Source organism: Amycolatopsis melonis (assembly GCF_040064235.1).
GTDB lineage: Bacteria > Actinomycetota > Actinomycetes > Mycobacteriales > Pseudonocardiaceae > Amycolatopsis > Amycolatopsis melonis.
This window is the reverse complement of the sequence record NZ_JBDZYD010000005.1, coordinates 253552-278431: the sequence shown is the minus strand read 5'-3', so window position 1 is coordinate 278431 and position 24880 is coordinate 253552. Positions and strand designations below refer to the sequence as shown.

Below are 24880 nucleotides of genomic sequence, written 5' to 3'. Positions count from 1 at the left end.
CTTGTCGGGGGTGGCACGTAGGCTGGGACCGTGACCGACGCTCCACTGTCCGGACTCCTCACCGCCATCCTTCCCGACCCGGCCCTGCGCGGCGTGGTCGAGCGCGCCGGTGCGCCGCTGCTCGAGCTGCAGGGCCCGATCGCCGCGCGGCAGCTCGTCGCCGCCGCCCTCGCCGCCGATGACGGCGCCGGCAAGCCCGTGCTCGCCGTCACCGCCACCGGCCGGGAGGCCGACGAGCTGACCGCGTCGCTCCAGGCCCTGCTCGGCGAACGCCGGGTCGCCGACTTCCCGAGCTGGGAGACCCTCCCGCACGAACGCCTCTCCCCGCGCGCGGACACCGTCGGCCGCCGCCTCGAGGTGCTGCACCGGCTGAAGACGGGGGACGACGACCTGCGCGTGGTCGTCGCCACCGTGCGCAGCCTGATCCAGCCGATGGCGCCAGGGCTCGGCTCGCTGCAGCCGATCGACCTGGTCGTCGGCGAGGAGACGCCGTTCGACGAGCTGCTCGAACGGCTCGTCGAGCTGGCCTACACCCGCGTCGACATGGTCGAGAAACGCGGCGAGTTCGCCGTCCGCGGCGGCATCCTCGACCTGTTCGGGCCGACCGCGCAGCACCCCGTCCGCGTCGAGTTCTGGGGCGACGAGGTCAGCGAGATCCGCGCGTTCGCCGTCTCCGACCAGCGGTCGCTGCCCGGCGAGATCCCGCGGGTCACCGCGCCGCCGTGCCGCGAGCTGCTGCTCACGCCGCCGGTCAAGGAGAAGGCCGCCGAGCTGGCGAAGACCTACGAGGCCGACGCGCACCTGGCCGAGATGCTCACCAAGCTCGCCGGCGGCATCCCGGTCGAGGGCATGGAGGCACTCATCCCGGTCCTCTGCGAAGGCGAGCTGGAGCTGCTCACCGACGCGATGCCGGCGGGCACCCACGTCCTGCTCACCGACCCGGAGAAGATCCGCGCCCGCGCCGCCGACCTGGTCCGCACCGGCCAGGAGTTCCTCGAAGCGTCCTGGACGACGGCCGCCGCGGGCGGGCAGGCGCCGATCGACCTCGGCGCGTCCGCGTACCGCGGGCTCGACGAGATCGCCTCGCACGCACAGGACACCAAGCGTGCCTGGTGGACGCTCACCCAGCTGACCAGCGAAGACCCCGACACCTACCGCGTCTCGGTCGAGGCCGCGCCCGCGTACCGCGGTGAGCTCGAGCGCGCGACGACGGACCTGCGCGCGCACACCGCGGCGGGCGGCACGGCGGTGCTCGTGGTCGCCGGCCAGGGCACCGCGGCGCGGGCCGTCGAGCAGCTGACGGGCGCCGACGTCCCGGCAACGCAGGCCGCGGACGGGCTGGCCACCCCACCGGCGCCGGGCATGGTCACGGTCACCTGCGGCGGCCTCACCGACGGGTTCGTCTCGCCGGAGCGCGCGCTCGTCGTGCTCAGCGAGTCGGACCTGACCGGCCGCGGCGCGGGCGCCGGAACGTCCACAAAGGACCTCAACACGAAGATGCCGTCCCGGCGGCGCAACGCGGTCGACCCGCTGGCGCTCAAGGCGGGCGACTACGTCGTGCACGACCAGCACGGCATCGGCCGGTTCGTGGAGATGGTCCAGCGCACGGTCGCCGGCGCCACCCGCGAGTACCTGGTGCTGGAGTACGCGTCGTCGAAGCGCGGCCACCCCGGCGACCGGCTGTTCGTGCCCACCGACCAGCTCGACGAGGTCTCCCGGTACGTCGGCGGCGAGCTGCCCACGCTCAACAAGCTGGGCGGCTCCGACTGGAAGAACACCAAGGCCAAGGCCAAGAAGGCGGTCAAGGAGATCGCCGCGGAGCTGGTCCAGCTGTACGCCGCGCGCCAGGCCGCGCCGGGCCACGCGTTCGGCCCGGACACGCCGTGGCAGCACGAGCTGGAGGACGCCTTCCCGTTCACCGAGACGAACGACCAGCTCGCCGCGATCGACGAGGTCAAGGCGGACATGGAGCGCGGCGTCCCGATGGACCGCGTGATCTGCGGCGACGTCGGCTACGGCAAGACGGAGATCGCCGTGCGGGCGGCGTTCAAGGCGGTCCAGGACGGCAAGCAGGTCGCGGTGCTCGTGCCGACGACGCTGCTCGCCCAGCAGCACCTGAACACCTTCACCGAGCGCATGCGCTCCTTCCCGGTGAAGATCAAGGGCCTGTCGCGGTTCACGAACAAGGCCGAGTCCGACGCGATCCTGGAACAGCTCGCCAGCGGCGACGTCGACATCGTGATCGGCACGCACCGCCTGCTGCAGACCGGCATCCGCTACAAGGACCTCGGCCTGGTCATCGTCGACGAGGAGCAGCGCTTCGGCGTCGAGCACAAGGAGCACATCAAGGCGCTGCGCACGCACGTCGACGTGCTGACGATGTCGGCGACGCCGATCCCGCGCACGCTGGAGATGTCGCTGGCGGGCATCCGCGAGATGTCGACGATCCTGACCCCGCCGGAGGACCGCCACCCGATCCTGACCTACGTCGGCGCGTACGACGACAAGCAGGTCGCCGCGGCGATCCGGCGCGAGCTGCTGCGCGACGGCCAGGTCTTCTACGTCCACAACCGGGTCTCCTCGATCGAGAAGGCGGCGCGGCGGATCCGCGAGCTGGTGCCGGAGGCGCGGGTCGTCACCGCGCACGGGCAGATGAACGAGGAGAAGCTCGAAAAGATCATCCAGGGCTTCTGGGAGAACGAGTACGACGTCCTGGTGTGCACCACGATCGTCGAGACCGGGCTGGACATCTCGAACGCGAACACGCTGCTCGTCGAGCGCGGCGACCTGCTGGGCCTGGCCCAGCTGCACCAGCTGCGCGGCCGGGTCGGGCGCGGGCGCGAGCGCGGGTACGCGTACTTCCTGTACCCGCCGGAGACGCCGCTGACCGAGACCGCGCACGACCGGCTCGCGACGATCGCGCAGAACACCGAGCTGGGCGCGGGCATGGCGGTCGCGATGAAGGACCTCGAGATCCGCGGCGCGGGCAACATCCTCGGCGCGGAGCAGTCCGGGCACATCGCGGGCGTCGGCTTCGACCTCTACGTGCGGCTGGTCGGCGAGGCCGTCGACGCGTTCCGGCGGCACGCGGGCGCGGAGCCCGCGGAGGACGAGGAACTGGCCGAGGTCCGCGTCGACCTCCCGATCGACGCGCACATCCCGCACGACTACGTCCCGGGCGAGCGGCTGCGGCTGGAGGCGTACCGCAAGATCGCGGCGGCACCGGACACGGAAGGCCTCGACGCGGTCCGCGAAGAGCTGATCGACCGCTACGGCCAGCCGCCCGCGCCGGTCAACCGCCTGCTGGCGGTGGCGAAGTTCCGGCACACGTGCCGCGAGGCCGGGGTGACGGAGGTGGCGGTCCAGGGCACCACGATCCGGTTCGCCCCGCTGCCCCTGGCCGACTCGCAGCTGGTGCGCCTGAAGCGGCTGTACCCGAAGGCGGTGTTCAAGGCGGTGACGAACACGGTGTCGGTGCCGAAGCCCACGGAGGGCCCGGCGGGCGGCCGGATGGGCGCGCCGACGCTGCGGGACGAGCAGCTCCTGGACTGGTGCACGAAGCTGCTGGTCCAGCTGACGAAGAAACCGGCTGCCGTGTAGCCGGGCGGTGCGTGGTCTGCCGCAGCTCGTCGTGAGTGGTAATGAGGGTTCTAACCCGAATTACCACTCACGACAACCCACGGCAGACCCGCTCAGCCGAACATCGGCGGCAGCGCCTCGGCCAGCCCTATCCGCACCCGTTCCGCGGGAACCGGCACCGCGCCGGCCCCGGCCATCGGCAGCGGCCGGGGACGGCGCGGCATGCGCGATCCCGCCCCGCCGCCGCGTCCGGAGTACACCAGCAGTCCGAGCACCGGGTCCGGGACGGCGTCCAAGGCCGCCGTCACCACCGGCAATGCCCGGAACGCGTCCCGGCGTTCCTCGGTCGCGAACTCGATCTCCAGCACCACACCCCACCGGTGCTCGTGCCAGACCCACTGCTCCGCCCCGTTCGTCAGCGCTGCTTCGGTGAGCGCGTCACCGTGGGAAAGCCGCCACCGCGACGCCGAGTGCTCGCCGTCGAACACCTCGATCGTCAGCCACTGGTCCATATGTCGACATTACTGCCGCCGACACCGCATGGGTGTTGCGTTTCGGGGGCGATGATGTGAGAGGGTATGCGCTGTGATGCGGATCATGGGGCGCCCTCGCGCGCTGGTCGCGGTCGTTGCCGGTGCACTTCTGCTCGCCGGGTGTGGCTCGGGTCCCAGCCAGGTCGGCAGTGCCGTCATCGTCGGCGACCACTCGGTGGGCCTCGACCAGGTCCAGTCGATGATCGACCAGGCCGTCCGCCAGGACCCGTATGCGCAGAAGCTCGCCCGTGAGCACAAGCTCGACCTGCTCGGCCGGGAGATCGTTCGGCAGACGGTGCTGCACGAGCTGACCGCGCGCGCCGCGGAGAAGGAAGGCCTCGTCGCCGACCCGGCGAAGGTTGCCGGGTTCGTCGCGCAGGAGTCCTCCGCTCCGGTGACCGACACCGGGCAGGGCGACCAGGTCGCCGTCACCCAGATCGTCGCGAAGCTGCGTGACCGCACCGAGGTCGCGAGCGACGTCGCCCTCGAACAGCAGCTCGCCCAGAAGTACCTGCCCAAGCTCACCGTCGGCGCGGACTACGTCGGCATCAGCGCCGCGAGCGACACCGACGCCGACGCGCGCGCCCGGGCCTTCGACCTCGCGAAGCAGTTCGCTGCCGACCCGGGCAAGATCCCGGCGACCATCCAGCAGGCGAACCAGGAAGCCCAGCAGGCGCAGCAGGCCCAGCAGATGGGCATGCCTGCCGCGCCGGGCAGCTTCACCGCCGGGCAGGCGTCCGAGCTCTTCGGTGCTTCGCAGTACCTCGGCCTGGCGCAGACGCCGTTGTTCGGCACGGAGAAGAACAGCATCCTCGTGTTCCAGGCGCAGCAGCCGCAGCGCCCGGACTGGTTCGTCTTCGTCATCCGGGCCCGCGGCACCGACCAGGCGGTGCCGTCCGACGACAAGCCGCAGACGCCGTCGGCCACCCAGCTGACCTCGATCGGCACCCGGCTGCTCCAGCCGTACCTCGCCGAGACCGGGCTGCGCGTCAACCCCCGGTACGGCGTGTGGGATGTTGTGAGCATGAACCTCGCGCCGAACCAGGACGCCACCAAGGGCCTCGTGCTGCCCTTGCGGGGTGCCGCACCCGCGCAGCAGTGAGCACGGGGGTTGTCGTAGTCGTCCGCGGGACGACGCTGCCCGGCGCGGCGCTCAAGATCCTGCGCGAGTCCTCCGAGGTCTACGCGGCCACGGACGTCGACCCGGCCGCGTTCGGCGTCCCGGCCATCACCGAAGCGCCGTCGCTCAAGGACGTCGTGCTGCTCGCCGGGTCGACGGACGAGCCGGCGGCGTCGCTGCTCATCGCGACCGGCGCGGTGGTCATCGAGACCCCGGCGCCGCCGCTGGTCGAGGCGGCCGAGGTGATGGACCGGCTGCGTTCGCCGGGCGGCTGCCCGTGGGACGCGGCCCAGACGCACGAATCGCTGAAGCAGTACCTGGTCGAGGAGACCTACGAGCTGCTGGACGCCATCGAGGACGGCGACCGCGAAGCCCTGCGCGAGGAGCTGGGCGACGTCCTCCTGCAGGTGCTCTTCCACGCGCGACTGGCCACCGAGGACCCCGCGGACCCGTTCGGCATCGACGACGTCGCGGCCGCGCTCGTCACGAAGCTGGTCGGACGGCACCCGCACGTGTTCGCCGGCGCGGACAAGGTGCACACCGTCGAGCACCAGAACGTCAACTGGGAAGAGCAGAAGCAGCGCGAGAAGCAACGGATGTCCATTGTGGACGGCGTGGCGCTCGGCCAGCCCGCCGTCGCGCTGGCGGGCAAGCTGGGCCAGCGGTCCGGCCGCGCGGGCATCCCGCTCGACCTGTTCCCCGAAGGCACCGGGGCGGCCGCGCAGCTGTTCCGCATCGCGGCGACGGCACGCCGCGCGGGTGTCGACCCCGAAGGTGAGCTGCGGGCGCTGGCGAAGCAGTTCGCGAGCGACGTCCGGGCCGCCGAGCAGGCCGCCCGGGACGCCGGGCTGGAGCCGACGACCCTGGAAGCCGACGGCTGGCGGAAGTTCTGGCCGTCGCGGTAGGTGTGACGCAGCACACATCCGGGTGAGAACCGTTCCGGATCATCCGGCGTCTTGCCTGGTGTGAGACACGAGCCCGACGAGGAGTATCTCGTCCGCCGCACGGCCAAGGGTGACCGCGCGGCGTTCGAGGAGCTCTACCGCCGCACGTCGCCGTGGCTGGCCGTGCGCCTGCGCCGCCGGTGCGCGGACGAGCAGGTCGTCGCCGAGGTCATGCAGGAGACATACCTGGCGGTCTGGCGGGCGGCAGGCTCCTTCGCCGGGGCCGCCACCGGCGGGAGCGCGGTGGGCTGGCTGTGGACGATCGCGGCGCGCCGGCTGGTCGACGCCTTCCGGCGGCGGGCACACCACGCCCAGCCACCCCCGGAGGTGGCCTTCGACGTGGCACCGGCGGCCGAAGAGGAGGCACTGGCCGAGACGGTCGGTGACGAGGTCGGCGCCGCGCTGCGCGAGCTTGCGCCGGAGCTGCGGGCGGTGCTGCAGGCGATGGTGCTCGACGGGCTGACGGTCCGGGAAACCGCTGTCCTGCTGGGGTTGCCGGAAGGAACCGTCAAGACCCGCGCCCGCCGGGCGCGGATCGCGATGCGGGAGGCATTGTCGTGAGCCATGCATCGGAGCGGCTGATTGCCGCGTACGCGACAGGAGCCGACCTCCCGGGCGACGAGCTGTGGGCGCTCGAAGCCCACCTCGAGACCTGCGCGCCGTGCCGGGCGCGGCTGGCCGACGTCGCTCCCGTCGGGCCCGTGGTCGACGTCGTCTGGACCCGGCTCGCGGCCGAGTTGCCCGTGACCCAGGCGCGTCGCCGGTCCCGGTGGCCCGTCGGCTGGGTCACGCCCGCGATGGCGCCGTGGCTGGCGATGATCGCGCTCGTCATGCTCGCCGCCGTCCTGCTCGATCAGGTCTGGCGGTCGGTGCTCGACGTCACCGCTGTGCAGCTGTTCGCCCCCGTCCTGCCGGTGCTCGGGGTTGCCGCGTCGTGGGCGCGGGGGCTCGATCCGGCCTACGAGGTCGTCACCGCCACTCCGCGGGCCGGGCTCTACCTGGTCGTGCGGCGGACGGTTGCCGTGCTCGCCGTTGTCCTGCCGGTGCTCGGCGTGGCCGGGTGGCTGACCGGCACCGCGCCCGCGTTGTGGCTGCTGCCGAGCCTGGCGTTCACCACCGGCACGCTCGCGCTCGGCGGGCTGGTGGGGATCAGCCGGGCGGCGTACGCGCTGATCGCGGTGTGGGCGGCCGTCGTCGTGCTGCCGACTTTTGCCGATCCCGGACGGACGTTCGCGCTCGGTGCCGGTGCCCTGCCGGTGTGGGCGGGGATCTTCGCGCTGACCACGGTGGTCGTCGTCCTGCGCAGGACGGCCTTCACCCGGCTCGGCGCCCATCACTAGGGAGGAATGACATGCGCGCAGTGGGGGCCGCCGAAGTCGCGCCGACGACCTACGCCTGGGAAATCCAGGCGGAGGGACTGAAGGTGCGGGCCGGGCGCCGGAAGATGGCCGTGGACGGGCTGGACCTGACCCTCGGCAAGGGAGTGCACGGCCTGCTCGGGCCCAACGGCGCGGGCAAGACGACGCTGATCCGGGCGCTGGCGACGGTCCTGCGCCCGGCCGAGGGCAGGCTGACGCTGCTCGGCACGCCGCCCGGCGGGCAGCGCGCGCTGCGCCGCCGGATCGGGTACCTGCCGCAGAACTTCGGGTACTACAAGCGGTTCACCGTCCGGGAGTTCGTCGAGTACATGGCGTGGCTCAAGGAAGTGTCCAAAGAGGACATCCCGGGTGCGGTGCAGCGGGCGGTGGAACGCGTCGGGCTGGCCGACCGGGCCGACGACCGCATGAAGACGCTCTCCGGCGGCATGGTGCGGCGCGTCGGGATCGCACAGGCGATCGTCAACGACCCGGACATCCTGCTGCTCGACGAGCCGACGGCCGGGCTCGACCCGGCGCAGCGCGTGCGGTTCCGGGAACTCGTCGGGGAACTGGGCCGGGACTCGTGCGTGCTGATCTCGACGCACCTGGTCGAAGACGTCGCCACGGCGTGCTCGGACGTCGTGTTGTTCGCCGAGGGAAAGCTGGTGTTCCAGGGCACGCCGGACGAGCTGGCGGCGGCGGGCACCGCGGAGCACGTCGGCGACAGCCCGATCGAACGCGGATATTCGGCGCTGCTGCACCACGAACCGGGCAAGGGGGCGTGGTGATGATCCTGCGCACCGAACTCCGGCGCTCGATCGCGCCCTGGGCCGGGCTGGCGGTGGCCGGGGTGGCGCTCGGCTTCCTGTTCCTGCTGTCCGGGCCGTGGTGGAAGGTGCCGGCGCCGTGGACGGGGTACACCACGACCGCGGTCCTGTGGCAGCGGAACACGATGGTGTTCCTGTGGCCGATCGTGGTCGGCGCCGGGGCGATCCAGGGCATGCGCGACAGCCGGTCGGGCATGACCGAGCTGCTGGCGACGACGTCCCGGCCCGCCTGGCACCGCACGGCGCGGCTCGCCGTCGCGGTCGGCGGGCTGAGCGCGCTGGGCCTGCTGGTGGTGTTCGCCGTCGGCGTGGTCGAGGTGCTCGCGCACGGCGGGTACTTCTCGGCGGGTTTCGTGCCGGTGCTCGCCGTCGGGCTGCTCGCCGTCGTCGCCGGAAGCTGGCTCGGCCTCGCGATCGGACGGCTGGTGCCGCACCCGCTGGCGGCGCCCGCGGTGGCCGTGCTGACGCTGGTCGCGTCGATGCTGTGCTGGATGGCACTCGAACCAGGCCTGCACTCGGTCCTGCCCACCCGGATGGGTCCGCTGGCACCGGCCCTCGCCGAACCGCGGGGCGCGATGACGACCACGACGACGTCGCTGGACGTCGGCCAACTCGTGTGGTTCCTGGGCCTGGCCGCGACCGCGTTCCTCCTGCTGGCCGCGGACTCGGTCCGGGCCCGGCTGCTGAGCCTGCTGCCACTGGTTGCGGGGGCGGCGATCGCGCTGCCGCTGTTCCCGCCGGTGCCCGCGGACGCGCTCACGCTGGACGAGTTCGCGGCCGGGAAGCAGTGCGACGGCCCGATCTGCCTCAGCCGCATGCACGCGGACCGCATGACGGCGCTGGCCGGTCCGGGCCGGGAAGCCCTGGCACTGCTGGCGAAACTGCCCGGCGCGCCGAAGCGCATCGAGGAGCAGACGGAACCGACGTTGCCCCGCGCCGTGCCGCGGCGCGACCCCGAGGTCGTCTACCTGGACTTCCAGCGCCATGAAGCCCTGCTGACGGCGGACGCGAGCGACCTGAAGACGGCGGTGCTGTCCGGCGCGGGGGTGCCGTCCTGCGAAGCGGTGAACACCGGCAGCGTGTCCGACATGGGGGCCCGGATGATCGCGGCGGCGTACTTCACCGGGGAGCTGCGGCCGCTGCCCGAGTTCTCCCGGAACTGGTTCCTCCGGCAGGGCGGGGAAATCGAGCAGGCGTGGGCGAAGTTCCGCGCGCTGCCACCGGACGTGCAGTTCGCGCGGATCGTCGCGCTGCGGCAGGCGTTGCTGACGTGTCAGGGAGACCCGCTCAACACGCTGGTGCCGGGGACGATGCGATGAGGTGGGCGGTGCTCTACGCGCGTTCTCGGCAGGTCCCGGCCGCGGTCACGGCGGTGGTGGTGAGCACGGTCGCGGTGTGGCTGCTGTCCGGCGACGACTGGACGTTGCCCCAGGCCCTGCTGGCCTTGGCCGCGGCGGTCGCGGTGGCGGCAATCGGCCTGAGCGGCCAGGACCCCGGCCTCGACCGGACGGCGGCCCTGCCGTGGCCGGTCCGGCGGTTCGCGCACCTCGCGCTGATCGGCGTCCTGGCCGGGGCCTTGGTCCTCGGCGTCCAGGAGCTTGGCTTGTCCACTGTGGACACGGGAGTGATCCTGCGCGACGCGGCGGGCTTGACGGGCTTGGCGGGCCTGGCGGCGACGACGGCGGGCGGCCAGTTCGGCTGGACGCTCCCGCTGCTGTGGTGCGCGATCAGCCCGTTCGTCCCGCAGGACGGCTCGGCAACCAGCCACATCGCGGCCTGGCTGCTCCAGCCGCGGGAGACCCCGGCGGCCACCTGGACGGCGGTGACCCTGGCGGTCATGGGAGCGGCGGCCTACACCGCCTGGGGCGGCCGCCGCTGACCGGCTCCGGTACCGGTCCGCCCGTTGGGGGGTCACACGTTGCGGACGTTCGTCTCCAGCTCCAGGGGTTCCTTGTCCCAGTCCTCGACGCCGAAGGCGAGGATGCGCTGCGGGTGGATGCGGATCACCGCGTCGTCGAAGCCGCGGGCGTCGCCGAGACCCACGTCGGCCAGTGCCTCCGCGCGGCCGCGGATCTCCAGGCAGCGGACGCGCCAGGGGTTCGTCGACGGCAGGTCGTCGACCACGAACGCCACCTGGTCGTGCGTGGCGATGTTGCGGAACTTCTTGCTGTTGCGGAGGTTGTGCCCGGTGATGTCGATCGTCTTCTCGTCCGGGTTGTAGCTGAACCCGACCGGGTTGACCTGGAGGGTGCCGTTCGGCTGCTGGGTCGCCAGGCGGCCCAGCGGCTGGGCGGCGAGGTAGGCGAGCTCGGCTTCGGTGAACATGCCCGAAGCCTCCAACTTCAAGAGGACTTGAAGTCAAGCACCAGCGAGGCGAACCGCCCGGCGATCCGGCGGTGGGCCTCCGGGCCGGGGTGGAGGTCGTCCGGCAGCGGGAGGTCGGCGAAGTCCGCGTCGCCGTACAGCTCGCGGCCGTCGAGGTAACGCAGGTTCGGGTCCTCCGCCTGCCGCTGGGTCACGATCCGGGCCAGCTCGGCCCGGATCACCTCCAGGGTCAGCTTGCCCGCGGCCCGCTCGGCCGGGTCGCCGGTCGCCCGGAACCGGACCTCGCCCGCGGCCAGCGCCTCGTGGTCGAAGTCGCCCGGCCCTGGTGTCTGCTCGTGGATCGGGCAGTACAGCGGCGAGACGACCACCAGCGGCGTGTCCGGGTGCCCCTCGCGGACGGTGTCGAGGAACCCGTGCACCGCCGGGCCGAACGCGCGCAGGCGCATCAGGTCGGCGTTGACCAGGTTGATGCCCAGCTTGAGGGTGATCAGGTCGGCCGGGGTGTCGCGCAGGGCCCGCGCGGTGAACGGGTCGAGCAGCGCGTTGCCACTGAAGCCGAGGTTCACCAGGTCGACGCCGCTTGCCAGGGCGGCCAGCGCGGGCCACGTCGTGGCCGGGCTCGTGGCGTTCGAGCCGTGGCTGATCGAGCTGCCGTGGTGCAGCCACACGCGGTCCCTGGCGGGCACGGCTTCGGCCGGGGCGTCCGCGCGCAGGGCGATCAGCTCGGTGATCTCGTTGTGCGGCAACCAGATTTCGACGTCCTTCTCATGCCCGCCCAGCCCGGCGAACCGGACGGTGCCCGTCGGTCCGTCGGTCCGCGTGACCGCCCCGGTGGCCATGTCGACGGTCAGCCGGTTACCGCCGGGCAGGCTCGCCTGTGCCGTCGGCTCGCCGTCGACGAGCAGGTCGTACACGCCGTCCGGCCGGGGCGGCGCACCCGGGTACACCAGCTTGGTCGGCAACGTCTCCAGCTCGACGACGTCGGCCCGGGTCCGGAACCGCAGCCGGACGCCGGCCGGCTGCGCCTCGGCCATGGCCATTCGCGGGTCGTTGTTCTGCGCCCGGGCGCGGGCGGGCAGCCGGTGCGGCACCAGCCCGCGTCCGGTGTGCTCGAGTTCGAGGGCGCCCCGGATCAGTTCGGGGGTGAGGGGAACGTCGATCACGGGCGTGGCCAATCGCGCAGGAGGGAATCGAGGACGTCGAGCAGGCGGGTCCAGCTTTCGGCGGCGGCGGGGGAGCTGTGGTCGAACCCGCCGCCGGCCTCCAGGCTGACGAACCCGTGGAAGAAGCTGCCCAGCAGCCGGACGGCGTGCGTCTCGTCCGGTTCCGTGAGGGCGTAGCCGCGGAGGATCGCGCGCATCATCGCGGCGTGCCGCGGGCCGGCGCTCGCCGCGGCGGTCTCCGGATCGAGCCGCAGCTGCGCGGCGGCGTAGCGGCCGGGGTGTTCGCGCGCGTAGTCGCGGTAGACGGCGGCGAACGCGACGAGCGCGTCCCGCCCGGACCGCCCGGCGAGCGCGGCGGCGGCCCGGTCGGCGAGTTCCTCCAGTGCCAGCAACGCGATCTTGACCCGCAGGTCGCCGGCGTTGCGGACGTGCGAATACAGGCTGGCGACCTTGACGTCGAACCGCCGCGCCAGCTCCGACGGCGTCACCCGGTCGAAGCCCGCCTCGTCGGCCAGCTCCGCCCCGGCACGGACCACGCGTTCCGTGGTCAACCCGGCACGTGACATCAACCTTCTCCCTGTTGTCTAAAGCCAGGCTAGATCAACCTAAAGGCTTTAGGCAACCGGGTTCAGGAGAACAGGGCGTCCGCCCAGCTCGACTCGGGGGTCAGCCCCGGCGGGATGGCGAAGTGCGCCGAGCCCGTGTGCTGGACGTACTCCATCATCGCGTCCTTCGCCGACAGCGCCTGCTGCATCGGCACGTACTGCTTGCGCGTGTCCCGGTTGAACGCCAGGAAGAACAACCCCGCTTCGAGGTGGCCGACGCCGTCGGAACCGTCGACGAAGTTGTAGCCGCGCCGCAGGATCCGCACGCCGTCGCGTGCCTGGCGCGAGGCCAGCCGGACGTGCGCGTCCTCGGGGATGAGCTTCTCGCCGTCCGCGCCGCCGACGTCGAGGTCCAGCTCGTCGAACTCCGCGGTCTGGCCCAGCGGCGCGCCGGTGCCCTTCGTGCGGCCGATGATCTTCTCCTGACCGTCGAGGCTCTCGCGGTCCCACGTCTCGATGTGCATCCGGATGCGGCGCGCCACCAGGTAGGTGCCGCCCGCCATCCACGCCTGGCCGTCGCCTGCCTCGGCCCACACCTGGTCGCGCAGGATGTCGGTGTCCTCGGACTTGATGTTGTTCGTGCCGTCCTTGAAGCCGAACAGGTTCCGCGGCGTCGCCTGCGTCCGCGACGTCGACGAGCTGCGGCCGAAGCCCAGCTGCGACCAGCGGACCTCGGTGACGCCGAAGCCGAGCCGCACCAGGTTGCGGACCGCGTGCACCGCCACCTGCGGGTCGTCCGCGCACGCCTGGATGCACAGGTCGCCGCCGCTGCGGGCCGGGTCGAGCTTGTCCTTAGGGAACAGCGGCAGGTCGATCAGCTGCGGCGGGCGCTTGCCCGCCAGGCCGAACCGGCCGTCGAACAGCGACGGGCCGAAGCCGATGGTCAGCGTCAGGTTCGACGCGGGCAGGTCGAGCGCCTCGCCGGTGTCGCCGGGCGGGGCGAAGGCGCCGCCGCCGACCGCGCCGTTCGCGACGACCTCCTGGCCCGCGGTCATCCGGCGGGCCGCGTCGGTCCACGTCCGGAGCAGGGCCCGCAGCTTCTCGCGGTCCTTCGTCGTGACGTCGAGGGCCGCGAAGTGCAGGTTCGCCTGTGCCGGCGTGACGATCCCGGCCTGGTGCTCGCCGTGGAAGTCGACGGTGTTCGTCGACGCTTCGGCGTTGCCGCTCGTCGCCTTGTCGATCCCGATGCCCGCGGCGGCGCCCGCGCCGGCGAGCGCGACGCCCGCGCCCGCCAGGCCGAACAGCTTCCGCCGCGAGACCCGCGTGCCCTCTGCCGCCGTCACTTCGACACGACCTCCGCAACCTTGCTCAGCGGTTCGCTCAGGGCGTCGACGGCCGAGGCGAACTCCTTGACCTGGTCCTGGGACAGCTCGTTGTACAGCTTGAAACCGTCGCCCGCGCGCTGCTTGTCCAGCAGGCTCTGCACGTTCGCGAACTCCTTGTCCAATGTGGACACCAGGGCGGCGTCCTTCGCCTGCAGGATCGGCCGCAGCGCGGTGATCGCGCCCTTCGAGCCGTCCAGGTTCGCCTGGAAGTCCCACAGGTCGGTGTGCGAGAAGGTCTCCTCCTCGCCGGTGATCTTGCCGGTGGCGACCTCGTCGAGCAGTTCCTTCGCGCCGTTGGCCAGGTCGAGCGCGGTCAGCTGCAGGGTCTTGGACTTCGCGACCAGGTCCTTGACGTCGGTCACCAGCTTGTCGGCGATCTGCGCGCTGTCGGGCTGCAGGCCGGTCTTGAACAGGTCCTTCTCCAGCCGGTGGAAGCCGGTGAACTGCTGACCCTGCTCCAGGTCGGCCTCGCGGACGTCGACGGCCGGGTCCAGGTCGCCGAACTTCTCGGCCACCGGCTCGATCCGCTCGTAGTAGACGCGGGTGCGCGCGTACGCGGCCTTCGCCTCGTCGACCTTGCCCGCCTTGACCAGATCGGCGAACTTCACCGTCTCGTCCTGCAGGGCGGCGGTGTTGTTGGCGATGTAGTCGTTGTAGCTCTTGGTGGCCTGCGCCTTCTGCGCGTTCGTGTCGTTCTGCTTCGCGGCGCCGCCGGTGACGGTGAAGTCGCCGCGGATGCCGGTGCCGGACATGCCGGGCTTGCACGCGGTCTGGTACTTGCCCGCGTCGGCGACCTCGACGATCAGCCGCCGGTTCAGCCCCGGCGCGATGTTCTCGACCTCGCCCATGATCCGGTCGCCCTCGGCGTAGAGGTAGAACTCGGTGACCTTGGTGCCCTTGTTGGTGATCTCGAACGTCAGGTTGCCCGCGTTCGCCGTCGTCGCCGAGACGGTGCAGGCGGTGTCGGACGCCTCGACCTTGATCGGGCCACCGGCCGCGGCGGTGTCGCTCTTGCCGTCGCACGCGGCGAGCGCCACCAGGGTGGTGGCGCCGGCCAGCAGGGCCAGCGGGGCAGTCTTGCGCACGGTCACTCCTTCGAGGCGGCCGCGGCGGCGGGCGCCGCCACGGTCTTCTTGCTGGGCTTGAGGAACAGAGGCAGCACGATCGCGACGTAGGCGACCCAGGCGACGGCCTGCAGCACGGTCGTCTGCTGCGAGTAGTTGAAGATGCCCTTGAGCAGTGCGCCGTACCAGGACGTCTCGGGCAGCGTCGCCGTCGCGTCGAAGGCCAGCGTGCCGATGCCGGGCAGGAACGCGGCTTCCTGCAGGTCGTGCAGGCCGTAGCCGAGCACGCCCGCGGCGACGAACACCAGCAGGACGCCGGTGATCGTGAAGAACTTCGTCAGGTTGAACCGGACGGCGCCCTTGTAGAGCAGCCAGGCGAGCACGACGGCGGCCGCGATGCCGATGGCGAAGCCGACCAGCGGCTGCACGGTGTTCGACTGCGCGGCCTGGACGGCGGAGTAGAAGAACACCGCGGTTTCCAGGCCTTCGCGCCCGACCGCGAGGAACGACAGCAGCAGCACGGCCATCGGGCCGACGTCCAGCGCGTCGTCCATCTTCCCGCGAAGCTCGGCCGCGATGCTCTTGGCCGCCTTGCGCATCCAGAAGATCATCGCGGTGACGAACACGACCGCGACGATCGACAGGCTCCCGCCGAGCAGTTCCTGGTGCTCGAACGACAGCTGCGCGGTCGTGTAGGTGAGGATCGCGCCGACCGCCACCGACAGCAGCACCGCGGTGCCGACGCCGGGCCACACCCAGCGCAGCGCGTGCCGCCGGTCGGTCTTGACGAGGAAGGCCACGAGGATGCTGACGACCAGCGCGGCCTCCAGGCCTTCGCGCAGCCCGATCAGCGCGCTCGAGAACAACACCGGTCCGCCTCCCTGTTTTCTCCGGGGTCCGTGAAGTTTTTAGGTAAGGCTCACCTGTAAGTCCAGTGAGCGTACGCCCGCGCGAGACGGTGGAACCGGGCAAAAGGGATGCAGATGCGAAGTTAGGTTAGGGTAACCGCAGGTCAGGGGCCTGCGCGTCGACTCCATAACGAAATCTGTGACGTCGCTGGCAGGGGGATTGTTTTTACCTTCCGCTTGCCTGATCACGCGTCCGGGGGACCCCCTTGAGTGCCTCCGTAACCTGTTCGAGTGGCCGATACCGCTCAGCCGACCGTCACGCCTCCGTCACCGCCGTCCGGCGGTCCGCCGCGGCGGTATCTCGGCCGGGCGGCGTTCGCGCTGGGCCTGGTGCTCACCGGCGTGATCCTCGTCGTCACCATCGGTGTCCGGAACCCGGACGCCCCGGCCGCGCCGCCGCCGGTGCAGCCCGCGCTGGCCATCCCGCAGCAGCGGCCGCAGCCCGGCGCCGAAGCCCCGCGGGCCGGGCTCGCCGCGCCGGTCGACCGGCCGCAGGTGTCCGACCAGGCCGAGCTGGACGCGTGGGCGGCCCGCGTCGCGGGCAAGACGCACGTCGCGACGCGCGTGCTCGCCGCGTACGGCCGGGCGGAAATGTGGATGCAGCGCCAGAAACCGGCGTGCCACCTCTCGTGGGCGACGCTCGCGGGCATCGGCCGGGTGGAGACCGAGCGCGGCCAGTTCGACCTCTCGGCCGTCCGCGCGGACGGCCGGGTCGTGAAGCCGGTGGTCGGGCCGCCACTGGACGGTTCGCCCGGCGTGCCCGCGGTGCACGACACCGACGGCGGCAGGCTCGACGGCGACAAGGCGTGGGACCACGCGATCGGCCCGATGCAGTTCCTGCCGTCGACGTGGAAGAAGTACCAGGAGCGCGCGAACGGCGACGGCGGCGCCCCGGACCCGCAGAACGTCGACGACGCGGCGTTCACGGCGGCCCGTTTCCTCTGCTCCGGCGGCGACGACCTGGGCACGCCGGCGGGCTGGTGGCGGGCGGTCCTGTTCTACAACCAGGCCGTGGAGTACGGCCAGGACGTGTTCAGCGCGGCCGACGCCTACGCGGAGGCCAGCGTCGCGCCGTGAGTCACAGCTCGCGGTCGGCGAACAGCGGGGTGACGGCCGTCAGCACCAGCAGCAGCAAGCCGGCGTAGGCACCCAGTGTGGTGATGAGCGACATGGTGGTTCCTCCCTGATTCGGTCCGGAACCAGCTTCGCCCGCGGAGGGGGTGCCGCGGATCGGCCGAGCGGCCCGCCGGGATCAGCCGAAAGTCCGGCATCTTCCGGGCCGTTCGGCCCTGGCTCAGGTGTCGCGCAGGGTGATGTGCGCCTTGACCTCGCCGATCGCCTCGAGGTACTCGGGCACCGGGTTCATCGCCGAGGCCATCCGCAGCTGCGCCAGCGCCTCGGCGAACCGGCCGAGGCGCTGCAGGGTCCGGCCCAGGACGAACCGCGCGTAGTGGTCGGTGGGGTCCAGCTCCAGCACCCGGGTGAACGCCGCTTCGGCGCGCCGCAACTGAGCGGAGTGGAAGTACGCGCGCCCGGCCAGCAGGTGCACCGACGGCTTGTCCGCTTCGGACTCCAGCAGCGGCTGCAGCGCCTTCAGCGCGTCGAGCGGGCGACGGCGGCCGACCAGGTCTTCGGCCTGGCGGAAGGCATGGAACCGCGACTCCTCGGGAGGCTGCGAAGCAGCTGCGGCGTCCGTCATGGTCACTCCCACGTTACCCCCGGAGGAGGGGGATGCACACGCCGCCGAACGGGACGTGATGGACTGTGCCGCCATGAGCAGCGGGTACCGGGGCCTGGCGCCCTACCTCTACTACTCCGACGCCACGGCGGCGCTGGCCTGGCTGACCAGGGTCTTCGGCTTCGCCGAGGAGGTCCGGTTCTGCGACGGGGCCGGCGAGGTCTTTCAGGCGACGCTGCGCGCGGGCGACGCGCGGATCCAGCTCGCCGGCGTCGGGCCGGACTACTGGCAGGCCAAGGGCGTCGACGGCCCGGTCGGCCAGCTCAACATCCTCTACGTCGACGACGTCGACGAGCACTACGAGCGGATCTCCGCGGCACTCGGCGACGAGTGCGAGCTGGACCCGCCGCAGGACCAGCCGTACGGCGCCCGGGTGTTCACCGTCGCCGACCCCGGCGGCAACAGCTGGACGTTCTGGCAGCAGACGTCCGAGACCGTGGAGCTGCCGCCGGGCTGGCAGGAGGTCCGGGCGGGCGGTGAGTCCTCCAACGGGTGAACTGCGGCGACGGCTAGGCTGGGGCCCGTTACCGCAGGCAGCACTGACGCACCGAGGAGCATGGCGTGGCTCTCATCGAGCAGGTAGGCGCGCGCGAGATTCTGGACTCGCGTGGCAACCCGACGGTCGAGGTGGAGGTGGCTCTCGACGACGGCACCCTGGCGCGGGCCGCGGTCCCGTCGGGGGCGTCGACCGGTGAGCACGAGGCGGTCGAGCTGCGGGACGGCGACACCGGCCGCTACAACGGCAAGGGCGTCGAGCGTGCGGTCGCCGCGGTGCTCGACGAGATCGGCCCGGAGATGGTCGGCATCGAGGCCGTCGACCAGCGGATCGTCGACCAGAAGCTGGTCGACCTCGACGGCACGCCCGCCAAGTCCCGCCTCGGCGCGAACGCCATCCTCGGCGTCTCGCTGGCCGTGGCGAAGGCCGCCGCGGAGTCGGCCGAGCTGGAGCTGTTCCGGTACCTGGGCGGCCCGAACGCGCACGTGCTGCCGGTGCCGATGCTGAACATCCTCAACGGCGGGTCGCACGCCGACAGCAACGTCGATGTCCAGGAGTTCATGATCGCGCCGATCGGCGCGGAGACCTTCCGCGAGGCCCTGCGCTGGGGCACCGAGGTCTACCACTCGCTCAAGTCGGTGCTGAAGGGCCGCGGCCTGGCCACCGGCCTCGGCGACGAGGGCGGCTTCGCGCCGAACCTCGGCAACAACCGCGAGGCGCTCGACCTGATCGTCCAGGCCATCGAGAAGGCCGGCTACACCCCGGGCCGCGACGTCGCGCTGGCGCTCGACGTGGCCGCGACCGAGTTCTTCGGCGACGGCGCGTACACCTTCGAAGGCGCGAAGAAGAGCGCCGAGCAGATGTCGGCCTACTACGGCGAGCTGCTGGCGAACTACCCGCTCGTGTCGATCGAGGACCCGCTGAGCGAGGACGACTGGGACGGCTGGGTCACCCTGACCGCCGAGATCGGCGACAAGGTCCAGATCGTCGGCGACGACCTGTTCGTCACCAACCCGGACCGCCTCGAGGAGGGCATCACCCGCCGCGCGGCCAACGCGCTGCTGGTGAAGGTCAACCAGATCGGCACCCTGTCCGAGACGCTCGACGCGATCTCGCTGGCCACGTCGTTCGGCTACAAGTCGATGATGAGCCACCGCTCCGGCGAGACCGAGGACACGTTCATCGCGGACCTGGCGGTCGCGACCGGCGTCGGCCAGATCAAGACGGGCGCCCCGGCCCGCGGCGAGCGGATCGCCAAGTACAACCAGCTGCTGCGCATCGAGGAAACCCTCGGCGACGCGGCCCGCTACGCCGGCGAGCTGGCCTTCCCGCGGTTCAGCGCCGAGGCCTGAGACCGGTGGCGGACCGGGGGAGGACGTCGCGCAACCGCCGCGGTGGCGGCGGGGCATCGCGGGCCGGGCGGCCCGCGACGGCCCGCCGTCCCGAAGCGGCCCGCCGCCGCACCGGCGAGACGTCGCCGGCCCGCCGCCGGGCAGGCGACGCGGAGACGACCAGGGCCCGGCTGCGCCGGAGCCTGGCGGCCAAGCGCGCGTCCGGCGCGGCGAAGGTGCTCGGCATGTCCACCACCCGCCGCGCGGCGGTGCTGGTGATCGTGGTGTGCGCGCTGGCGTTCACCATCGCCGTGCCGTTGCGCACGTACCTCGCCCAGCGCACGGAGGTCCGCGAGCAGCAGGCCCAGCAGGCCCAGCTCCAGCAGGAGGTCGCCCAGCTCCAGGGCCGCAAGGCGGAGCTGAGCGACCCGGCCCAGATCGAGGCGGAAGCCCGGCGGCGGCTGCGGTACGTGAAGCCGGGCGAGACGCCGTACATCGTCCAGCTGCCGGAGGACAAGGCCCCGGACGCGGCCCCGCCGCCGGGACAGCAGCAGCCGGTCGGCAGCTCCTGGTACGAGAACCTCTGGAACCAGGTTTCCGGCGGCTGATCGCCGGCTGTCCTGAATGACTCATTCAGGTCTTCGGAGGTCCTGAATGGGTCATTCAAGACGCTTGGGGCGCGGGCCGGGTGGTGCGCCTCACGCACTAACCTTGTCCGCGTGAACAGCGCGCAGCAGCACCGGTTCGAGCCCGTCACCGACGCCGACCGCGAGGTCATCGCGGAGCAGCTCGGGCGGCCGCCGCGGGCGTTGCGGGCCATTGCCGCGCGGTGCCCGAGCGGGCATCCCTCCGTGGTGCAGACCAGCCCGCGGCTGGAGAACGGCACGCCGTTCCCGACGCTCTACTACCTGACCTGCCCGAAGCTGAACTCGATGATCGGCACCATCGAAGCCTCCGGGATCATGAAGGAAATGACCGAGCGGCTGGCCACCGATCCCGAGCTGGCCGCGCAGTACCAGCGCACCCACGAGACGTACCTCGCCGAGCGGGACGCCATCGAGCCGCTCGGTCACCAGGTCACCGCCGGGGGCATGCCGGGCCGGGTCAAGTGCCTGCACGTGCACGTCGCCCACGCGCTGGCCGTCGGCCCCGGGGTGAATCCGTTCGGTGACGAGACGTTGGCCATGCTCAAGGCGAACGGGTGGCCCTCCGGGGACTGCGCCGCGTAACACACGCACGGCGTGAAGAGATAACTGAGCTGGGTGAGCGAAAACCTCGATCAGGTCTTTCGAAGGGGTGAAACCTCGCCGCGGGTACGGCAGGCTGTGACCCGAGGGACGGTGACCGATCCGGCCAGGAGGGCTCTGAATCATGCGTGTGTGGCGGCTGCCCAGCGCAGCCCGGAGATTCGGGATCCGCCACCGCGCCGCCTACCCGCTGGTCACCGGCATCCTCGCGGTGGTCCCGGCGCTCGTCGCCGGCGGCGGCACCCTCGGCTGGCTCGGTGCCGGCGGTGACCATCCCCGCGAAGCCGCCCTCGGCCAGGGTTACGACCCGGGCCACGCGGCGATCCAGCAGATCGCCGTCGACGGCACGCTGCCGGGAGCCCCCACACCCCTCCCGCTTCCCGCCTACGAACTGCCGGACGGTCCGCTCGGCATCCCCACCACGGCGCTCGCCGCGTACCACAACGCCGCCGACATCCTCGGCCGCGAGCTGCCCGCCTGTCACATCGACTGGGCCCTGATCGCCAGCATCGGCCGGATCGAGTCCAACCATGCCCGCGGTGGCTACGTCGACGCGTTCGGCACCACCCGGGAACCCATCCTCGGGCCGCAGCTCAACGGCCAGGGCGGGTTCGCCGCCATCCCGGACACCGACCAAGGCGTGCTCGACACCGACCCGGTGTGGGACCGCGCGGTCGGCCCGACGCAGTTCATCCCCGCCACGTGGAAGGCCTACGCCTCCGACGGGAACGGCGACGGGAAGTCCGACCCGAACAACATCTTCGACGCGGCACTGGCCACCGGCCGGTACCTGTGCTCCGGCGGGTTCGACCTCGCGAAGCCGGACCAGCTGCGCGGGGCGATCTACCGGTACAACAACTCGGACACCTACGTGAACACGGTGATCCTCTGGGCCGACGCCTACCGCAACGGGATCATGCAGGTCCCGGACAGCACGGTCCCGATCGGCGCCCCCAACGCGGCCGCGCTCCCGGCCCCGCCGCCGGTCCCGCCACCCCCGGTCCCCACGACGACGCCGACCAGCCCGCCGACCACGTCGGGCCCGCCGAGCACGAAGCCGACCTCGCCGCCACCCTGCGCCTCACCGACGACGACGGTGACCACGACGACGGAGACCGTGACCGAAACGTCGCCGACCTCTCCGCCGTCGCAAAGCACCACGCCGACAAAGGCGACGACCACGCCGCCGAAGCCGCCCTGTGGCGCCACGGTCACCTCGGTGACCACCACGACCACCACGACGACACCCACAACCGCAGGGACGGCCCCTACGCCCTGACCCCGGCGGACAGCCGGGCCTGCCGGAACCGGCGCTCAGGCGCTGTGCGGTGCGCGGTTAGGGTGATCGCATGCCTCGTGTTGCCGCGATCGACTGTGGGACCAACTCCATCCGCCTGCTCGTCGCCGAGCTGACGCCGCGCCACGACGGCACGGTCGACCTGCGCGACCTGCACCGCGAGATGCGGATCGTGCGGCTCGGCCAGGGCGTCGACGCCACCGGGACGCTCGCGCCCGAAGCGCTCGAACGCACGCGGGCCGCCCTCGCCGACTACACCGTCGCGGCCCGGCGCAAGGGCGTCGAGAAGGTGCGCATGGTCGCCACCTCCGCCACCCGCGACGCCCGGAACCGGGACGACTTCTTCCGCATGACGCGCGAGACCCTCGGCGTCGAGGCCGAGGTCATCAGCGGCGACGAGGAAGCCCGGCTCAGCTTCACCGGCGCGGTCGGGGAGCAGGACCCCGACGACGGCCCGTTCGTCGTGGTCGACGTCGGCGGCGGCTCCACCGAGCTGGTCCTCGGCACCTGGGACGGCAGGCAGGCCGAGGTGCTCGCCGCGAAGTCCGTCGACATCGGCTGCGTCCGGATCACCGAGCGTGCGCTCAAGAGCGACCCCCCGACCGCCGAGGAGATCGCCGCCGCGCGCGACCTCGCCGGCAAGGTCCTCACCGAGGCGTTCGACGTCGTCGACGTCTCGCGCGCCCGTACCTGGGTCGGGGTCGCCGGCACGGTGACCACGCTGTCGGCGATCGCCCAGGAGCTGCCGGAGTACGACCGCGACCGCGTGCACCTGTCCCGGCTGAGCCCGGCGGACATCGACCGGCTCGCCGCGCGCCTGCTGAGCGAGGACCACGCCACCCGTGCCGCGAACCCGGTGATCCACCCCGGCCGGGTGGACGTCATCGGCGGCGGTGCCGTGGTGGTCCAGACCCTGGCCGAGCAGCTCGCCGCCCGCGGCGGGCCGACCGAGCTGGTGGTCAGCGAGCACGACATCCTCGACGGCATCGCCCTGTCGCTGGCCTGAACCGAGCCAGCGCGTCAGATGTGACGAAGGTGCCCTTCAGTGCGGCACGCCGGAGCCGACCGACCGTTCGGCCGCCCGAAAGGGCTTGGGGCGCAAGGAAAACCGAGGGTGAGCGCGTGATGACCACCTGTCCGCGCTAGGCCGTCCGGAGTATCCGAATTCCTCCCTTGGTTGTGCTCCAACCAGGTGGTCCCGACGACCGTCACACATTTGCAACACCGCAGTCCTGTGATCGGCTTCACCGACCCCGCTAGCGTGCGTCTCACCTTTCGGACACACCGGAAATGGAGGGGATCATGCGTCGTTCGCGCAGGCTCTGGGGACCCACGGTGGTGATGACCTCGCTGGCGCTGGCGCTCACCGCGTGCGGTGGCGGCTCGGGCAGCTCCGCGGGGGCCGGCGGCACGGACCCGGACGGCACGGTCAGCGTCTACGGCACCGAGCCGCAGAACGCGCTGGTCCCGACCAATATCAACGACCTGGGCGGCACCAAGGCGATCCAGCCGATGTTCGCCACGCTGGTCGGCTTCAAGGGTGCGGACGCCAAGCCGTTCAACCTGATGGCCGAGTCGATCACCACGACCGACTCCAAGGTCTACGACATCAAGATCAAGCAGGGCTGGAAGTTCCACGACGGCACCGAGGTGAAGGCGCACAACTTCATCGACGCCTGGAACTACGGCGCCTACGCGCCCAACGGCCAGCTCAACACCGACTTCTTCTCGAACATCCAGGGCTACGCCGACGTCCACCCCGAGGACGAGAACGCCAAGCCTGCCACCGACAAGATGTCCGGCCTTGTCCAGAAGAACGACTACGAGTTCCAAGTGACGCTCAACGCGCCGTTCTCCGTCTTCGACATCAAGGTCGGCTACCAGGCCTTCGCGCCGCTGCCCGACTCGTTCTTCAAGGACCCCAAGGCCTTCGAGCAGCACCCGATCGGCAACGGCCCGCTGAAGTTCGTCTCGCGCACGCCCAACCAGGACATCAAGCTCACCCGCTTCGACGACTACAAGGGTGAGGACAAGGTCAAGTTCAAGAACCTCGACATCAAGATCTACGCCAGCCAGGAAACGGCCTACCAGGACCTGCTCAGCGGCAGGCTGGACTTCATGGAGGCGCTGCCGCCGTCGGCGGTCGCGGGCGGCAAGTACAAGGCCGACCTCGGCGACCGGCTGGTCACCGGCCACCTGCTCGGCATCAGCACCATCGCCGTGCCGTACTACGTGCCCGGCTACAACAACCTCGAACTGCGCAAGGCGATCTCGATGTCCATCGACCGCGCGCAGATCACCAAGACCGTCATGAACGACACCTACGTGCCGGCGGACGGCTACATCTCGCAGGGCATCCCCGGCTACCGGCCGGGTGTCTGCCAGTTCTGCAAGTTCGACCCGGCGGCGGCCAAGGAGGCCTTCGCGAAGTCCGGCTTCAAGGGCAAGCTGACGATTGCGTCCAATGCGGACGGTGGCCGCAAGGAACCGCTGGTCGCGGCGTGCAACAGCATCAAGAACACCCTCGGCGTCGAGTGTGACTTCGTGCCGGCCACCGACTTCGGTCAGTGGCGCAGCATCGTGACCGGCAAGAAGCTGACCGGCATGGGCCGCTCGGACTGGTCGGCGGACTACCCGTCCATCGAGGACTTCCTCAACCCGATCTACAAGACCGGCGGCTCCTCGAACGACTCCAGCTACTCGAACCCGCAGGTCGACGCGATCCTCGCCCGGGCGGACGCGTCCGCCGACAAGGACGCCGCGGTCAAGCTGTACCAGCAGGCCGAGGACCTGATCGCCAAGGACCTGCCGTCGATCCCGGTGTGGGACGAGAAGGGCACCGCGGCGAAGTCGAAGAACCTCAAGACCGCGGGCCTGGACTTCCGGCGCATGCCGGACTACCCGTCCATCGAGGTCCTGAAGAAGTAGCTGCCGCACCCACCACCACGGCGTGGGGGGGGGGGGGGGGGGGGGGCGGGGGGTGGGGTGCGTGACTTAAAATCAGACCACCCCGGCCGACA

24 protein-coding genes are annotated in these 24880 nt (G+C 71.5%); 16 read left to right on the top strand and 8 right to left on the bottom strand.

Annotated elements, in window-relative coordinates:
- Nucleotides 1-45: 45 nt before the first annotated feature.
- On the top strand, nucleotides 46-3600 hold the full coding sequence (gene mfd, locus ABJI51_RS15210; protein ID WP_348951872.1) for a transcription-repair coupling factor: 3555 nt from the start codon (nucleotides 46-48) through the stop codon (nucleotides 3598-3600).
- 92 nt (nucleotides 3601-3692) lie between these two features.
- Here mfd and ABJI51_RS15205 read toward each other — a convergent pair whose 3' ends face one another.
- Nucleotides 3693-4091, bottom strand: coding sequence for a hypothetical protein (locus tag ABJI51_RS15205; protein ID WP_348951280.1), 399 nt, complete (start codon nucleotides 4089-4091; stop codon nucleotides 3693-3695).
- An 85-nt stretch (nucleotides 4092-4176) separates the two neighbouring features.
- Here ABJI51_RS15205 and ABJI51_RS15200 point away from each other — a divergent pair, with 85 nt between their 5' ends.
- From ABJI51_RS15200 to ABJI51_RS15170, 7 genes are read left to right on the top strand one after another with little or no spacing between them, the layout of a single operon-like run.
- Complete coding sequence (locus ABJI51_RS15200) at nucleotides 4177-5214, top strand: hypothetical protein (RefSeq protein ID WP_348951279.1); 1038 nt, start codon at nucleotides 4177-4179, stop codon at nucleotides 5212-5214.
- Nucleotides 5211-6137 (top strand): nucleoside triphosphate pyrophosphohydrolase, encoded by a 927-nt coding sequence (locus ABJI51_RS15195; RefSeq protein WP_348951278.1) that lies wholly within the window; start codon nucleotides 5211-5213, stop codon nucleotides 6135-6137. The genes ABJI51_RS15200 and ABJI51_RS15195 overlap by 4 nt, the downstream gene beginning before the upstream one ends.
- 51 nt (nucleotides 6138-6188) lie before the next feature.
- Entirely contained in the window at nucleotides 6189-6737 is a 549-nt protein-coding gene (locus ABJI51_RS15190) for an RNA polymerase sigma factor (protein WP_431605611.1), read from the top strand.
- Nucleotides 6734-7516, top strand: a complete 783-nt coding sequence (locus ABJI51_RS15185) for a zf-HC2 domain-containing protein (protein WP_348951276.1) — start codon at nucleotides 6734-6736, stop codon at nucleotides 7514-7516. Before ABJI51_RS15190 ends, ABJI51_RS15185 begins: the two co-directional genes overlap by 4 nt.
- An 11-nt stretch (nucleotides 7517-7527) precedes the next feature.
- A complete protein-coding gene (locus tag ABJI51_RS15180) occupies nucleotides 7528-8322 on the top strand; it encodes an ABC transporter ATP-binding protein (RefSeq protein WP_348951274.1) in 795 nt (264 codons plus the stop codon).
- Nucleotides 8322-9680: a hypothetical protein gene (locus tag ABJI51_RS15175; RefSeq protein WP_348951272.1), complete on the top strand. Its 1359-nt coding sequence runs from the start codon at nucleotides 8322-8324 to the stop codon at nucleotides 9678-9680. Before ABJI51_RS15180 ends, ABJI51_RS15175 begins: the two co-directional genes overlap by 1 nt.
- The gene (locus ABJI51_RS15170; RefSeq protein WP_348951270.1) at nucleotides 9677-10240 is read left to right on the top strand and encodes a hypothetical protein; all 564 of its coding nucleotides are present in this window, start codon (nucleotides 9677-9679) and stop codon (nucleotides 10238-10240) included. The genes ABJI51_RS15175 and ABJI51_RS15170 overlap by 4 nt, the downstream gene beginning before the upstream one ends.
- A gap of 32 nt (nucleotides 10241-10272) precedes the next feature.
- On the opposite strand, the gene ABJI51_RS15165 is transcribed toward ABJI51_RS15170, so the two are convergent.
- From ABJI51_RS15165 to efeU, 6 genes are all read right to left on the bottom strand, one after another.
- Nucleotides 10273-10686, bottom strand: coding sequence for a PPOX class F420-dependent oxidoreductase (locus ABJI51_RS15165; protein WP_348951268.1), 414 nt, complete (start codon nucleotides 10684-10686; stop codon nucleotides 10273-10275).
- A 17-nt stretch (nucleotides 10687-10703) separates the two neighbouring features.
- Nucleotides 10704-11849: a GDSL-type esterase/lipase family protein gene (locus ABJI51_RS15160; protein ID WP_348951266.1), complete on the bottom strand. Its 1146-nt coding sequence runs from the start codon at nucleotides 11847-11849 to the stop codon at nucleotides 10704-10706.
- Nucleotides 11846-12415 (bottom strand): TetR/AcrR family transcriptional regulator, encoded by a 570-nt coding sequence (locus tag ABJI51_RS15155; RefSeq protein WP_348951264.1) that lies wholly within the window; start codon nucleotides 12413-12415, stop codon nucleotides 11846-11848. The genes ABJI51_RS15160 and ABJI51_RS15155 overlap by 4 nt, the downstream gene beginning before the upstream one ends.
- A 62-nt stretch (nucleotides 12416-12477) precedes the next feature.
- Entirely contained in the window at nucleotides 12478-13737 is a 1260-nt protein-coding gene (gene efeB / locus ABJI51_RS15150) for an iron uptake transporter deferrochelatase/peroxidase subunit (protein ID WP_348951262.1), read from the bottom strand.
- Complete coding sequence (gene efeO, locus ABJI51_RS15145; RefSeq protein WP_348951260.1) at nucleotides 13734-14870, bottom strand: iron uptake system protein EfeO; 1137 nt, start codon at nucleotides 14868-14870, stop codon at nucleotides 13734-13736. Before efeO ends, efeB begins: the two co-directional genes overlap by 4 nt.
- A complete protein-coding gene (gene efeU / locus ABJI51_RS15140) occupies nucleotides 14867-15712 on the bottom strand; it encodes an iron uptake transporter permease EfeU (protein WP_348951258.1) in 846 nt (281 codons plus the stop codon). The genes efeO and efeU overlap by 4 nt, the downstream gene beginning before the upstream one ends.
- A 369-nt stretch (nucleotides 15713-16081) precedes the next feature.
- Between efeU and ABJI51_RS15135 the strand changes: the two genes are divergently transcribed.
- The gene (locus ABJI51_RS15135) at nucleotides 16082-16828 is read left to right on the top strand and encodes a lysozyme family protein (RefSeq protein WP_348951868.1); all 747 of its coding nucleotides are present in this window, start codon (nucleotides 16082-16084) and stop codon (nucleotides 16826-16828) included.
- A 217-nt stretch (nucleotides 16829-17045) separates the two neighbouring features.
- Here the strand turns inward: ABJI51_RS15135 and ABJI51_RS15130 are convergent, their stop codons facing one another.
- Entirely contained in the window at nucleotides 17046-17450 is a 405-nt protein-coding gene (locus ABJI51_RS15130; protein WP_348951256.1) for a tetratricopeptide repeat protein, read from the bottom strand.
- A 73-nt stretch (nucleotides 17451-17523) separates the two neighbouring features.
- Between ABJI51_RS15130 and ABJI51_RS15125 the strand changes: the two genes are divergently transcribed.
- The 7 genes from ABJI51_RS15125 to ABJI51_RS15095 all read left to right on the top strand — a co-directional run bounded on the left by ABJI51_RS15125 (nucleotide 17524) and on the right by ABJI51_RS15095 (nucleotide 24788).
- Nucleotides 17524-17985, top strand: a complete 462-nt coding sequence (locus ABJI51_RS15125) for a VOC family protein (RefSeq protein ID WP_348951254.1) — start codon at nucleotides 17524-17526, stop codon at nucleotides 17983-17985.
- Between the two features lie 65 nt (nucleotides 17986-18050).
- A complete protein-coding gene (gene eno, locus ABJI51_RS15120) occupies nucleotides 18051-19337 on the top strand; it encodes a phosphopyruvate hydratase (RefSeq protein WP_206792783.1) in 1287 nt (428 codons plus the stop codon).
- Nucleotides 19338-19561: 224 nt separating this feature from the next.
- Nucleotides 19562-19924 (top strand): FtsB family cell division protein, encoded by a 363-nt coding sequence (locus ABJI51_RS15115; RefSeq protein WP_348951867.1) that lies wholly within the window; start codon nucleotides 19562-19564, stop codon nucleotides 19922-19924.
- Between the two features lie 111 nt (nucleotides 19925-20035).
- Entirely contained in the window at nucleotides 20036-20545 is a 510-nt protein-coding gene (locus ABJI51_RS15110) for a DUF501 domain-containing protein (RefSeq protein WP_348951251.1), read from the top strand.
- Nucleotides 20546-20687: 142 nt separating this feature from the next.
- On the top strand, nucleotides 20688-21842 hold the full coding sequence (locus ABJI51_RS15105; protein WP_348951249.1) for a lytic transglycosylase domain-containing protein: 1155 nt from the start codon (nucleotides 20688-20690) through the stop codon (nucleotides 21840-21842).
- A 70-nt stretch (nucleotides 21843-21912) separates the two neighbouring features.
- On the top strand, nucleotides 21913-22866 hold the full coding sequence (locus ABJI51_RS15100; RefSeq protein WP_348951247.1) for a Ppx/GppA phosphatase family protein: 954 nt from the start codon (nucleotides 21913-21915) through the stop codon (nucleotides 22864-22866).
- A gap of 296 nt (nucleotides 22867-23162) precedes the next feature.
- Nucleotides 23163-24788 carry a peptide ABC transporter substrate-binding protein gene (locus ABJI51_RS15095; protein ID WP_348951245.1) on the top strand — a complete coding sequence of 542 codons (1626 nt, stop codon included), beginning with the start codon at nucleotides 23163-23165 and terminating at the stop codon, nucleotides 24786-24788.
- Nucleotides 24789-24880: the final 92 nt, after the last annotated feature.